13 protein-coding genes are annotated in these 12,769 nt (G+C 69.6%); 11 read left to right on the top strand and 2 right to left on the bottom strand.

The annotated features are described in order from the left end of the window. Position 1: 1 nt before the first annotated feature. Together ugpQ and AC1RGU_RS00545 are read left to right on the top strand one after the other, a co-directional pair. Positions 2-748, top strand: coding sequence for a glycerophosphodiester phosphodiesterase (gene ugpQ, locus AC1RGU_RS00550; RefSeq protein WP_492694056.1), 747 nt, complete (start codon positions 2-4; stop codon positions 746-748). Positions 749-799: 51 nt separating this feature from the next. Next, the gene (locus AC1RGU_RS00545) at positions 800-3,304 is read left to right on the top strand and encodes a DUF3772 domain-containing protein (RefSeq protein WP_492694054.1); all 2,505 of its coding nucleotides are present in this window, start codon (positions 800-802) and stop codon (positions 3,302-3,304) included. A gap of 13 nt (positions 3,305-3,317) precedes the next feature. Here the strand turns inward: AC1RGU_RS00545 and AC1RGU_RS00540 are convergent, their stop codons facing one another. Beyond that, positions 3,318-3,788 (bottom strand): Lrp/AsnC family transcriptional regulator, encoded by a 471-nt coding sequence (locus AC1RGU_RS00540; RefSeq protein ID WP_056578260.1) that lies wholly within the window; start codon positions 3,786-3,788, stop codon positions 3,318-3,320. A gap of 225 nt (positions 3,789-4,013) precedes the next feature. On the opposite strand from AC1RGU_RS00540, the gene AC1RGU_RS00535 reads away from it, so the two are divergent. The 4 genes from AC1RGU_RS00535 to AC1RGU_RS00520 all read left to right on the top strand — a co-directional run bounded on the left by AC1RGU_RS00535 (position 4,014) and on the right by AC1RGU_RS00520 (position 7,280). After that, a complete protein-coding gene (locus tag AC1RGU_RS00535) occupies positions 4,014-4,991 on the top strand; it encodes an ABC transporter substrate-binding protein (protein WP_172438392.1) in 978 nt (325 codons plus the stop codon). Between the two features lie 80 nt (positions 4,992-5,071). Then, positions 5,072-5,968: an ABC transporter permease gene (locus tag AC1RGU_RS00530; protein ID WP_492694052.1), complete on the top strand. Its 897-nt coding sequence runs from the start codon at positions 5,072-5,074 to the stop codon at positions 5,966-5,968. Continuing rightward, positions 5,968-6,762, top strand: coding sequence for an ABC transporter ATP-binding protein (locus AC1RGU_RS00525; RefSeq protein WP_062474493.1), 795 nt, complete (start codon positions 5,968-5,970; stop codon positions 6,760-6,762). Before AC1RGU_RS00530 ends, AC1RGU_RS00525 begins: the two co-directional genes overlap by 1 nt. Continuing rightward, complete coding sequence (locus AC1RGU_RS00520) at positions 6,762-7,280, top strand: GNAT family N-acetyltransferase (protein WP_492694049.1); 519 nt, start codon at positions 6,762-6,764, stop codon at positions 7,278-7,280. Before AC1RGU_RS00525 ends, AC1RGU_RS00520 begins: the two co-directional genes overlap by 1 nt. Positions 7,281-7,287: 7 nt before the next feature. Here AC1RGU_RS00520 and AC1RGU_RS00515 read toward each other — a convergent pair whose 3' ends face one another. After that, entirely contained in the window at positions 7,288-7,566 is a 279-nt protein-coding gene (locus AC1RGU_RS00515; protein ID WP_492694047.1) for a hypothetical protein, read from the bottom strand. A 112-nt stretch (positions 7,567-7,678) separates the two neighbouring features. On the opposite strand from AC1RGU_RS00515, the gene hemA reads away from it, so the two are divergent. The 5 genes from hemA to paeA all read left to right on the top strand — a co-directional run bounded on the left by hemA (position 7,679) and on the right by paeA (position 12,769). Continuing rightward, positions 7,679-8,953 (top strand): glutamyl-tRNA reductase, encoded by a 1,275-nt coding sequence (hemA, locus tag AC1RGU_RS00510; protein ID WP_062474496.1) that lies wholly within the window; start codon positions 7,679-7,681, stop codon positions 8,951-8,953. 105 nt (positions 8,954-9,058) lie between these two features. Continuing rightward, positions 9,059-10,147: a peptide chain release factor 1 gene (gene prfA / locus AC1RGU_RS00505; RefSeq protein ID WP_062474498.1), complete on the top strand. Its 1,089-nt coding sequence runs from the start codon at positions 9,059-9,061 to the stop codon at positions 10,145-10,147. Next, entirely contained in the window at positions 10,147-10,995 is an 849-nt protein-coding gene (gene prmC, locus AC1RGU_RS00500; protein WP_492694045.1) for a peptide chain release factor N(5)-glutamine methyltransferase, read from the top strand. Before prfA ends, prmC begins: the two co-directional genes overlap by 1 nt. A gap of 32 nt (positions 10,996-11,027) precedes the next feature. Continuing rightward, entirely contained in the window at positions 11,028-11,357 is a 330-nt protein-coding gene (gene grxD / locus AC1RGU_RS00495) for a Grx4 family monothiol glutaredoxin (protein ID WP_062474501.1), read from the top strand. A gap of 92 nt (positions 11,358-11,449) precedes the next feature. Next, positions 11,450-12,769, top strand: coding sequence for a polyamine export protein PaeA (gene paeA / locus AC1RGU_RS00490; RefSeq protein WP_062474502.1), 1,320 nt, complete (start codon positions 11,450-11,452; stop codon positions 12,767-12,769).

Raw genomic sequence — 12,769 nt, 5'->3', positions numbered from 1 at the left:
GATGGCCGAACGCAGCCCCTGGCCCTACCCCCGCTGGGTCGCGCACCGCGGCGCCGGCAAGCTGGCGCCCGAGAACACGCTCGCGGCCTTCCGCTTCGGCGCCTCGCACGGCTACCGCATGTTCGAATGCGACGCCAAGCTCAGCGCCGACGGCGTGGTGTTCCTGATGCACGACGCCACGCTCGATCGCACCACCAACGGCCACGGCATCGGCGGCCAGCAGGCGTGGAGCGCGCTGTCGCAGCTCGACGCCGGCGGCTGGCATTCGCGCGCCTTCGCGGGCGAGCCGCTGCCCACGCTGGAGAACCTGGCGCGCTTCTGCCGCGCCAACGAGCTGCTGCTGAACATCGAGATCAAGCCCACGCCCAGCACCGAACGCGAGACCGGCGAGGTGGTGGCGCGCGAAGCCGCGCGCCTGTGGCAGGGTGCGGCCGTGCCGCCGCTGCTCACTTCGTTCCAGGTCGATGCGCTGAAGGGCGCGCAGGCCGTGCAGCCCGAGCTGCCGCGCGGCCTGCTGCTCGACACGCTCTGGAACGGCTGGCTCGACACCGCGCTGAGCCTGGGTTGCCAGGCCATCGTCTGCAACCACGCGCTGTGGGACGCCGCCACCGTGGCGCAGGTGCATGGTGCGGGCCTGCGCTCGCTGAGCTACACGGTGAACGACGACTGGGCCGCGCAGCGGCTCATCGACCTGGGCACCGATGGCATCATCACCGACCGGGTGGACCTGTTCAGCCCCGCGGGCTGACGCTGCATTTCTTACCCGTTCTTACGTCATGGCGGCTTCTATGATGCGGCCATGAATCGGACCTCTCGCCTGGCGGGCCTGTGCCTTCCCGCCCTCCTGGCTCTGTGGGCCCTGCTGACGTGCGGCGGCGCCTTCGCGCAGCCGGACGCCAGCATGAACGCAGGCAACGGCAACCCCAACAACAGCGCCAACACCGCGGCGGCCGCCACCCCGCCCCCCACCATCGCCGAGCTGCGCGCACAGTTCGCCCGCATCGCGCCTTCGGGCAAGGGCAACGCCAGTGTCGTTCCGGGCGCCGAAGACGACGCACGCAAGCAGCTCGCGCAGATCAACGAGATCGGCGTGCAGGCCGACAAGTTCGTCGCCGCCCGCACCGGCGAACTGGCCGACCTGAACGCGCGCCTCGGCGAACTCGGCAACCCGCCCGCCGCCGGCGCCACCGAAGACCCCAACATCACGCGCCAGCGCGCGCAGCTGACCAAGGAGCGCAACGCGCTCGACGCGGACATCCGCCTGGCCAAGCTGCTGGCGATCGACGTGCGCCAGCGCGGCACCGACGTGGTGTCGCAGCGGCGCCAGCAGTTCGAGGCCGAACTCACCAGCCGCGCCGCCTCGCCGCTCAGCGGCGAGTTCTGGGACGACCTGCGCGAGGCCTGGCCCGACGACTTCGAACGGCTGCAGGCGATCGGTGCGGCGCTCGGCGACGGCTTCGACCAGGCGCTGCAGCCCGAAAGCCGCACGCCGGTGATCGCCTCGTTCATCGGCGCGCTGCTGCTCGCCTGGCTCGGCGTCTGGGCCGCCGAGCGCGGGCTGGCGCGCCTGGCCACGCGCGTGCTGCCGGCCGGGCGGCTGCGCCGCTCGCTGCTGGTGATCGCCATCGTCGCCACGCACGTGCTGCTGGTCGCCGTGGCCGCGCACGGCGTCGTCGAGGTGCTCAAGGCCCACGCGATGTGGGACGCGCAGGCGCGCAAGGCGCTGCAATCGACGGCGCAGACGCTGACCTTCATGGCCTTCATCATCGGCCTGGGGCGCGGGCTGCTGGCCACGGGGCGGCCGTCGTGGCGCCTGCCGGCCATTCCCGACCTCACGGCGCAGCGCCTGTCGGCGCTGCCGTGGCTGGTGGCGCTGGTGGCCGCGCTGGCGTGGACGCCGGCCGAGATCAACGCGCTCATCGACGCCAGCTTTGCCGCCGTGGTCACCACGCACGTGGCGACGGCGCTGCTGCTCACCGCGCTGGTGGGCACCGTCGTGTACCGCCTGAAGGCGCTGCGCGCCGACGCGCCCGAGGCCGGCCTGCCGGAACGGCCGATGTGGGTCGGGGTGCTGGTGGCGCTGATCGTGGTGCTGGTGATCGCGATCTGGGTGCTGGTGGCCTTCGGCTACGTGGCGCTGGCAAGCTTCCTGGCCTCGCAGCTCACCTGGAGCGGCATCGTCGCGGCGGCCTTCTATGTGCTGTTCAAGTTCGCCGACGACCTGTTCATGGCCGTGGTGTCCTCGCGCAGCGCCTCCGGCCAGCGGCTGCAGAAGAGCTTCGGCCTGGCGCCGCAGACGCTCGACCAGGCGGCCACGGTGCTCTCGGGCCTGAGCCGCGTGGCGCTGTTCTTCTACATGCTGGTGGCGCTGGCCGCGCCGCTGGGCACGGGCCCGGGCGAGGTGTTCCAGCGCGGCGGCAAGCTCGGCACCGGCGTGAAGGTGGGCGAGTTCCAGCTGGTGCCCGGCGCGATCCTCAGCGCCGTGGCGGTGGCGGTGATCGGCTTCATCGTGCTGCGGGTGTTCAAGCGCTGGCTCTCTCGCAGCTACCTGCCGAGCACGCAGTTCGAGCCGGGCATGCAAAGCTCGATCACCACGCTGCTGGGCTACGTGGGCGGCATCCTGGTGGTGGCGTTCTCGCTGTCGGCGCTGGGCATCGGCATCGAGCGCATCGCGTGGGTGGCGAGCGCGCTGTCGGTGGGCATTGGCTTCGGCCTGCAGGCCATCGTGCAGAACTTCATCTCGGGGCTGATCCTGCTGGCCGAGCAGCCGGTGAAGGTGGGCGACTGGGTGGTGCTGGGCACCACCGAGGGCGACGTGCGGCGCATCAACGTGCGCGCCACCGAGATCCAGCTGGGCGACCGCTCGACGCTGATCGTGCCCAACTCGGAGTTCATCACCAAGACCGTGCGCAACATGACGCTGGCCAACGCCGAGGGCCGCGTGCTGATCCGCCTGCCGATGCCGCTGACCACCGACGCGCAGCGCGTGCGCGAGCTGATCCTCGAGGCCTGCCGCGCGCACGAGGGCGTGCTGGAAACGCCGGCGCCTTCGCTCACGCTCGAAGGCATCGAGAACGGGCTGCTGATCTTCCAGGCCATCGCCTACGTGCCGAGCCCCCGGCTGGCGGGCGGCGTGCGCAGCGACCTGCTGTTCACGATCCTCGACGCGCTCAAGCAGGCCGACCTGCCGCTGGCCACGCCCACGACGCTGGTGATGGCGGCGCCCGCGCCGGTGCTGCCCGCCGAGCCCTCGCCAGCGCCCGCCACGCCGGCGTCTCCGCTGCCAGGCACCACCAGCACCTGAAGCGCCGGCAGCTCTATTCGAGCGGCAGCGCCCCCGTGCACTTGATCTCGTTCAGGCACACGCTGGAGCGCACCGCCGACACGCCCGGCATGTGCATCAGCGTGTGCATCAGGAACTGCGACAGCGCCTCCAGGTCGCGCGCGACCACCTTGAGCACGTAGTCGAAGTCGCCCGTCACCGAGTAGCACTCCAGGATCTGGCGCATGTCGGCGATCAGGTCCTGGAACTTGGGCAGTTCGTCGACGTGGCCGCGCGCCATCGTGACGTGGATGAAGGCAATCACGCCCAGCCCGATGTGGCGCGCGTTGAGCCGCGCAGCGTAGCCGCTGATCAGCCCCAGTTCCTCGAGCCGCCGGTGGCGCCGCAGGCACTGCGCGGGCGACAGCTGGGCCACCTCGGCCAGGTCCAGGTTGGACGCGCGACCGTGCGCCTGGAGGTGGTCCAGAATCCGCCGGTCGGTGCGGTCGAGTTCGATGATCTGCAATTTCGTCTCCCCATACGCATCAATGATGCAATTATGTTTCCTAAAGCGGGGAAAGCCCGAGGCATTCATGCACCTTAATTGTGCAAAGTACGATCTAGACTTCGACGCGCCCGGACGGCGTTGCGCCACGCCGGGCCGCTGAATTGCGCGCCCTGGTGCTTTGCCGGTGCCTTGCCGGCGGCTTCGAACGCACCCACACCCCTTTCCCCACCCGGAGACCCTTACGTGAAAAACGCTTTGCTTCGCACCCCCTTCAGCGCCGTGGCCCTGGCCCTCGGCGTGCTCGCCGCCGCACCGGCCCTGGCCGCCGACAAGTCGGTCGCCGTGACCGCCATCGTCGAGCACCCGGCGCTGGACGCCGTGCGCGACGGCGTGAAGGAAGAGCTGAAGGCCGCCGGCTACGAAGCGGGCAAGAACCTCAAGTTCACCTACCAGAGCGCCCAGGGCAACGTGGGCACCGCCGCCCAGATCGCCCGCAAGTACGTGGGCGATGCGCCCGACGTGATCGTTGCCATCGCCACGCCGTCGGCGCAGGCGACCGTGGCCGCCACCAAGACCATTCCCGTCGTGTACTCGGCCATCACCGACCCGGTGGCCGCCAAGCTGGTGAAGAACTGGGAGCCCTCGGGCACCAACGTGACGGGCGTGTCTGACCTGTCGCCGCTCGAAAAGCACATCGACCTGATCAAGAAGGTCGTGCCCACGGCCAAGCGCGTCGGCGTGATCTACAGCCCGGGCGAAGCCAACTCGGTGGCCATCGTCGAGTCGCTCAAGAAGGCCGCCTCGGCCGCCGGCATGACGGTGGTCGAAGCCGCCGCCGCGCGCACGGTCGACGTGCCCACCGCCGCCCAGAGCCTGGTCGGCAAGGCCGACGTGATCTACACGCCCACCGACAACAACGTGGTCTCGGCCTTCGAGGGCATCGTGAAGGTGGCCCAGCAGGCCAAGCTGCCCGTGGTGGCCGCCGACACCGCCACCGTCGAGCGCGGTGCCGTGGCCGCACTGGGCCTGAACTACACCGACATCGGCCGCCAGACCGGCAAGATCGTGGTGCGCATCCTCAAGGGCGAGAAGCCCGGCACCATCGCCTCGCAGACCAGCACCAACTTCGAGCTGGTGGTGAACCCCGGCGCGGCCAAGCTGCAGGGCGTGACCCTGTCGGACGCGCTGCTGAAGTCGGCGAAGGTCGTCAGCACCAAGTAAACGCCGCCCCGGCGGGCCTTCTGCTCCCGGCGCAGGCCGGGCGCCGGGGCCCGCCGACTGCGCTCCCGCCGGAAGCCCCCATGTCCCTCATTGCTTCGCTGGGCGCCATCGAGATCGGTCTGATTTTCGGACTGGTCGCGCTGGGCGTCTTCATGTCGTTTCGCATCATCAACTTTCCCGACCTCACGGTGGACGGCAGCTTTCCGCTGGGCGCCGCCGTGGCCGCGACGCTCATCGTCGCGGGCTGGAACCCCGTCGCCGCCACGGCCGTGGCCTGCGTGGCCGGTGCCGCCTCGGGCTGGCTCACGGCCTGGCTCAACGTCAAGCTGAAGATCATGCAGCTGCTCGCGAGCATCCTGGTGATGATCGCGCTGTACTCCATCAACCTGCGCGTGATGGGCAAGCCCAACGTGGCGCTCATCACCGAACCCACGGTGTTCAGCATGGTCAGCTTCGGCGGCATGCCCGAGCAGTGGGCCAAGCCGCTGCTGCTGCTGATCATCGTGATCGCCGCGAAGATCGTGGTCGACCTGTTCTTTGCCTCCGAAGCCGGCCTGGCGATGCGCGCCACCGGCGGCAACGCGCGCATGGCGCGGGCCCAGGGCATTTCGACCGACTTCCAGACCATGGCGGGCCTGGCGCTCTCCAACGCGCTGGTGGCGCTGGCCGGCGCGCTGTTCGCGCAGAGCCAGGGCACGGCCGACATCTCGATGGGCGTGGGCACGATCGTGATCGGCCTGGCCGCCGTGATCATCGGCGAGACCCTGCTGCCCGCGCGCAGCATGGTCATCACCACGCTGGCCTGCGTGCTGGGTGCGCTGCTGTATCGCTTCTTCATCGCGATGGCGCTCAACACCGACTTCATGGGCCTGCAGGCGCAGGACCTGAACCTGGTCACCGCCGTGCTGGTGGCGTTCGCGCTGCTGGTGCCCGCCTACAAGCGCAAGCTGGGCGGACTCTTCAAGGGGAAGAACTGATGCTGCGCGCCCAACAACTCGAAATCACCTTCAACCCGGGCACGCCGATCGAGAACCGCGTGCTGCGCGGCCTGAGCCTGGACATTCCGACCGGCCAGTTCGTCACCGTGATCGGCTCGAACGGCGCGGGCAAGTCGACCTTCCTCAATGCGATCAGCGGCGACCTGATGGTCGACAAGGGCCGCATCGACATCGACGGCAAGGACGTGACGCGCCTGAACGCCTGGCAGCGCTCGGGCATGGTGGCGCGCGTGTTCCAGGACCCGATGGCCGGCACCTGCGAGGCGCTGACCATCGAGGAAAACATGGCGCTGGCGTGGAAGCGCGGCGAGCGCAGGGGCTTCGGCTTCTCGCTCAACCGCAACCTGCGCGAGCTGTTCCGCGAGAAGCTGTCGATCCTGAAGCTGGGCCTGGAAAACCGCCTGGCCGACCGCATCGGCCTGCTCTCGGGCGGCCAGCGCCAGGCCGTGAGCCTGCTGATGGCGTCGCTGCGGCCCTCGCGCATCCTGCTGCTCGACGAGCACACGGCCGCGCTCGACCCGAAGACCGCGGCCTTCGTGCTGGAACTGACGGCCAAGATCGTCGAAGGCAGCCAGCTCACCGCGATGATGGTCACGCACAGCATGCGCCAGGCGCTGGACTACGGCACGCGCACCGTGATGCTGCACGAAGGCCAGGTCATCCTCGACGTGGCCGGCGACCAGCGCGCGGGCCTGGACGTGCCCGACCTGCTGCGCATGTTCGAGCAGACGCGCGGCGAGAAGCTGGACGACGACAAGCTGCTGCTGGCCTGATGGGCGCGACGGCTCCTCTTCTGCTCGTGCGCGACATGCGTGCGGACGACCTCGAAGCCGTGCTGGCGATCCAGCTCGCCTGCTACGGCGCGGGGTTCGTGGAGGACGGCGTGCTCATCGCGCGGCGGCTGGCGGCCTCGCCGCACACCGGCTGGGTGGCCGAGCACGGCGGTGCCGTGCGGGCCTACCTGGCGGCCTACCCCTCGCAGCGCGGCAAGCTCACGCCGTTGCACGGCGATTTCGAGGTAGCGCCCGACGCCGACGCGCTCTACCTGCACGACCTGGCGGTGCACCCCGAGGCCTCGGGGCTGGGCCTGGGGCCGCGCCTCGTGCGCCACGCCTGGGCGCACGCGCTGCGCGCCGGCTGGCGGCATTCGACGCTGGTGTCGGTGCAGGCCTCGGTCGGGTTCTGGGAACGCCAGGGCTATGCGGCCACGGTGCCGGCCGACGACCTGCAGCAGGCCCGGCTGGCGACCTACCCCGGGCACTCGGTCTACATGGCCCGCCGGCTGGACTGAGGCCGGCTCAGCGGCCCCAGCCGCGCATCACGATCCACTGCACGGTGCCGCAGACCACCGCCAGCGCGGCATAGGTGGCCATCGAGCCGTCGCGGCCCGTGAGGATCAGCCCGGCCAGCGAGGTCAGCAGGCCGGCCCCGAAGGTGATCGCCCATTGCTTCCACCAGCGCGGAATGCCGGTGCGCGGGCCGCCGAGAAAGCGCCCGACCGCCACCAGCACCAAGGCGATGAAAGCCGCCGGTGCCGCAAAATTAAGCAGATGATTGAACAGATCCAGAAGGTCCATGAGGGGGCCACGAGTGGGCGCGGGGCCATGTGGCGAAGCGTATGGCTGTCATAGGGAAAGCCATTTGCCCCTCGGCAAACCTCGCCCGGCTGCTGATTTTATAATCATGGACATGTCAGTCTGGGCTCTCGGCTTGAACCACACGACCGCGCCGCTCGATCTGCGCGGTCGTTTCGCGTTCGCGCTCGACCAGATCGCCCCGACGCTGCACAGCCTGCGCAGCTCTTTCGCCGGCAACAGCAGCCACCCGCAGGTCGAGGCCGCGATCATCTCGACCTGCAACCGCACCGAGATCTACTGCGCCTCCGAGCACATCGCGCTCGACCACACCTTCGGCTGGCTGGCCCAGAGCGGCGGCGTGGCCCCCGCCCTGCTGCGCTCGCACGCCTACACCCTGCACGACGACGAAGCCGCGCGCCACGCCTTCCGCGTGGCCAGCGGGCTCGACTCCATGGTGCTCGGCGAGGCCCAGATCCTCGGCCAGATGAAAGACGCCGTGCGCGCGGCCGAAACCGCCGGCGCGCTCGGCAGCACGCTCAACCAGCTGTTCCAGCGCTCGTTCGCGGTCGCGAAAGAAGTGCGCACCGCCACCGAGATCGGCGCCCACTCGATCAGCATGGCCGCCGCCGCCGTGCGCCTGGCCGGCCAGCTGTTCGAAGACCTGCGCAAGACCCGCGTGCTGTTCGTCGGCGCGGGCGAAATGATCGACCTCGCGGCCACGCACTTCGCGGCCAAGGAGCCCAAGGCCATCGCCATCGCCAACCGCACGCTGGAGCGCGGCGAAAAGCTGGCCTCGCGCTTCGGCGGCGAAGCCATGCGCCTGGCCGACCTGCCGGCGCGGCTGGCCGAGTTCGACATCGTCATCAGCTGCACCGCGAGCACGCTGCCGATCATCGGCCTGGGCGCCGTGGAGCGCGCGCTCAAGGCACGCAAGCACCGCCCGATGTTCATGGTCGACCTGGCCGTGCCGCGCGACATCGAGCCCGAAGTGAAGGCCCTCGAAGACATCTACCTGTACACCGTGGACGACCTCGCCCAGGTGGTGCAGCAGGGCCAGGCCAACCGCCAGGCCGCCGTGGCGCAGGCCGAAGTCATCATCGACGCCGGCGTGCAGAGCTTCATGCACTGGCTGGGCCAGCGCGGCACCGTGCCGCTGATCCAGCAGCTCAACGCGCAGGCCGACGAGTGGCGCGCCACCGAGATGGCCCGCGCGCGCAAGCTGCTGGCCAAGGGCGAATCGATCGATGCGGTGCTCGAAGCCATGTCGCGCGGGCTCACGCAGAAGATGATGCACGGCGCCATGGCCGAGCTGCACGCGGGCGATGCCGCCTCGCGCGAACAGACGGCGCAGACGCTGTCGCGCCTGTTCCTGCGCAAAGAGCGTTAGCGACGACGCGCGTCGATGGCCCCGCCCGCCGCGCGGGCCGCGCTTTTCATGCGCCCTGCCGTTGCACTGCGGCGTTCCCCTCCCCTTTTTCGAGCCCCTTCCGTCGTGAAATCCTTTCTGCGCCACCAACTCGAACGCTACGTCCAACGCCTGGGCGAGCTCGACTTCCTGCTCTCGCGCGAAGACATCATGAGCGACATGGCGCAGTACCGCACCATCTCGCGCGAGCATGCCGAGGTCACGCAGATTGCCGGTCGCTACGAGCGCTTCAAGCAGCGCGAGGCCGACATCGCGGGCGCCCAGGAGATGCTCGACGACCCCGACATGGCCGAGATGGCTAAAGAAGAAATCGCCGGCGCCGAGGCCGAGCTGGTGCAGCTCGAAGACGAACTCCAGCGCCTGCTGCTGCCCAAGGACCCCGACGACGCGCGCAACGCCTTCATGGAAATCCGCGCCGGCACGGGCGGCGACGAATCGGCGCTGTTCGCGGGCGACCTGCTGCGCATGTACACGCGCTACTGCGAGCGCGCCGGCTGGCGCTGCGAGGTGGTGAGCGAAAGCGAGAGCGAGCTCGGCGGCTACAAGGAAGTGGTGATCCGCATCGTGGGCGACGACGTGTTCGGCCACCTGCGCTTCGAGTCGGGCGGCCACCGCGTGCAGCGCGTGCCGGCCACCGAGACGCAGGGCCGCATCCACACCAGCGCCTGCACGGTCGCCGTGCTGGCCGAGCCCGACGAGACCGTGGCGGTGCAGATCAACCCGGCCGACCTGCGCATCGACACCTACCGCGCCAGCGGCGCGGGCGGCCAGCACATCAACAAGACCGACTCGGCCGTGCGCATCACGCACATCCCGACCGGCATCGTGGCCGAGTGCCAGGACGATCGCAGCCAGCACCGCAACAAGGCCAAGGCGCTGCAGGTGCTGTCGGCGCGCATCCAGGAGAAGGAACGCAGCGAGCGCGCCGCCAAGGACGCCGCCATGCGCAAGGGCCTGATCGGCAGCGGCGACCGCTCGGACCGCATCCGCACCTACAACTTCCCGCAGGGTCGGCTCACCGACCACCGCATCAACCTCACGCTCTACAAGCTGCTGGCCATCATGGAAGGCGACCTGGGCGACGTGCTCGAGGCGCTGCGCGCCGCGCGCGAGGCGGAGCAGTTGGCCGAACTCGAATCAAGCCTGCCCGCGTGATGACCGAAGCCACCGCACCGTCCACCGTGGCGCAGGCGCTGGCCGCGGCCATGGCCCTGGGCATCGACCGCCTCGACGCCCAGCTGCTGTTGCTGCACGCGCTGGGCCGCCCCGTGAACGACCGCGCCTGGCTGCTCGCGCACGACACCGACCCGTTTCCCGGCGAGGCCTGGCCCGCGTTCGCGCGCCAGCTGTCGCGCCGCACGGCGGGCGAGCCGGTCGCCTACCTGCTGGGCGAGAAGGAATTCCACGGCCTGCAGCTGCAGGTCGACGCCCGCGTGCTGGTGCCACGCCCCGACACCGAAACGCTGGTCGAGTGGGCCCTGGCCTGCCTCGATGGCCGCCCGGCCCCGCGCGTGCTCGACCTCGGCACGGGCAGCGGCGCGATCGCGCTGGCGCTGCAGCACGCGCGCCCCGACGCGCAGGTCGACGCGGTCGATGCCAGCGCCGACGCGCTCGCGGTGGCCCGGACCAACGCTCAGCGCCTGGGCCTGCCCGTGCGCTTCACCGAATCGAGCTGGCTCGACGGCGCGGCCGACGGCTACGCGGTCATCGCCAGCAATCCGCCGTACATCGCCGCCGGCGATCCGCACCTGCCCGCGCTGCGCCACGAGCCGACCCGCGCGCTGGTCGCCGGCGCCGACGGCTTGGACGACATCCGCCAGATCGTGCGCGACGCGCCCGCCCACCTGGCCGAAGGCGGCTGGCTGCTGCTGGAGCACGGCCACGACCAGGCCGAGGCCGTGCGCCAGTTGCTGGCCACCCGCGGCTTTGCCGAGGTGCAAAGCCGTGACGACCTCGCCGGCATCGCGCGCTGCTCCGGCGGCATCTGGCGCACGGTGAAATAATCCCCCCAGCCCACTTTTCTTCAGGAGTCCCCATGTCCGACGCTCAACAACGCATCGACGACCTCGTCAAGTCCAACGAACTCGTGCTCTTCATGAAGGGCAACGCCAGCTTCCCGATGTGCGGTTTCTCGGGCCGCGCCATCCAGATCCTCAAGGCCGTGGGCGTCGACACCAAGACGCTCAAGACCGTCAACGTGCTCGAAGACGACGGCATCCGCCAGGGCATCAAGGAATACAGCAACTGGCCCACCATCCCCCAGCTCTACGTGAAGGGCGAATTCGTGGGCGGCTCGGACATCATGATGGAGATGTACGAGTCGGGCGAGCTGCAGCAGGTGATCGGCGGCGGCGCGTCCGCCTGAGCCTTCCGCTCCCTGTTTGACGGGCGCCGCGCCCCGCGCGCGCCCGAACCCGGTGCCAGTCATGGCACCATGGCGGTCTACAACGTGCCGCCATGACTCTCACCCAAAGCCTGCTCATCATCGCGCTGCTGATCGCGATGAGCGCCTTCTTCTCCCTCGCCGAAATCTGCCTGGCCGCCTCGCGCCGCCTGCGTCTGCGCCAGATGGCCGACGAGGGCGACCCGCGCGCGGAAAAGGTGCTGCGCGTGCAGGAGCAGCCGGGCCACTACTTCACCGTGGTGCAGATCGGCCTGAACGCCGTGGCGATCCTCGGCGGCGTGGTGGGCGAAGGCTCGCTGAGCCCGTATTTCGCCCGCTTCTTCGAGAACTGGCTGAGCGTGGAGGTGGCGGCCAACATCGCCTTCCTGTGCTCGTTCGTGATCGTGATCGCGGTGTTCCTGGTGTTCGCCGACCTGTTCCCCAAGCGCCTGGGCATGAGCGCACCCGAGCGGCTCGCGGTGCGCATCGTCGGGCCGATGCTGCTGCTGATCACCGCCTTCAAGCCGCTGGTGTGGTTCTTCACGCGCGCGACCGACCTGCTGTTCAAGGTGCTGGGCATGCCGATGGCACGCGACGACAAGATCACCTCGGCCGACATCCTGGCCATGACCGAGGCCGGTGCGCAGGCCGGCGTGCTGGCGGCGCGCGAGCAGCAGGTGATCGCCAACGTGTTCGAGCTCGACACGCGCCTCGTCAGCAGCGTGATGACCGCGCGCGAGAGCATCGCCTGGTTTTTGCACGACGACCCCGAGTCGGTGCTGCGCGCGCGCATCGTGGCCGAGCCCTATTCCGCCTACCCGGTGTGCGACGGCGACATCGACCACGTGCTGGGCTACGTGGACGCCAAGGACATGTTCCAGCGCGTGCTCAGCGGCCAGCCGCTGGCCTTCGACCAGGGCCTGACGCTGCACAAGGCGCTGGTGATTCCCGACCGGCTCTCGCTCACCGAGGTGCTCGAGCAGTTCCAGCAGGCGCACGAAGACTTCGCGATCATCGTCAACGAGTACAGCCTGGTGGTGGGCGTGATCACGCTCAACGACGTGATGAGCACGGTGATGGGCGACCTGGTGTCGACCTCGACGCCTGAAGAAGAGCAGATCGTGAAGCGCGACGAGAACTCGTGGCTGATCGACGGCATCACGCCCATCCAGGACGTGCAGCGCGCCCTGCACATCGACGAGCTGCCGCATGCCGAGGAGTACGAAACGTTGGCGGGCTTCCTGATGGTGATGCTGCGCCGCGTGCCCAAGCGCACGGACAGCGTGACCTGGGGCGGCTACACCTTCGAGGTGATGGACGTCGACAGCTACCGCATCGACCAGGTGATGGTCACCAAGGGCTCGGCGACCGCCAAGGCCGTGGTCGCCGACTGA

The organism is Variovorax sp. GW823-FHT02B07, from assembly GCF_058797695.1.
The sequence above is the reverse complement of the archived record's forward strand: the minus strand, read 5'-3'. Positions and strand labels throughout refer to the sequence as shown.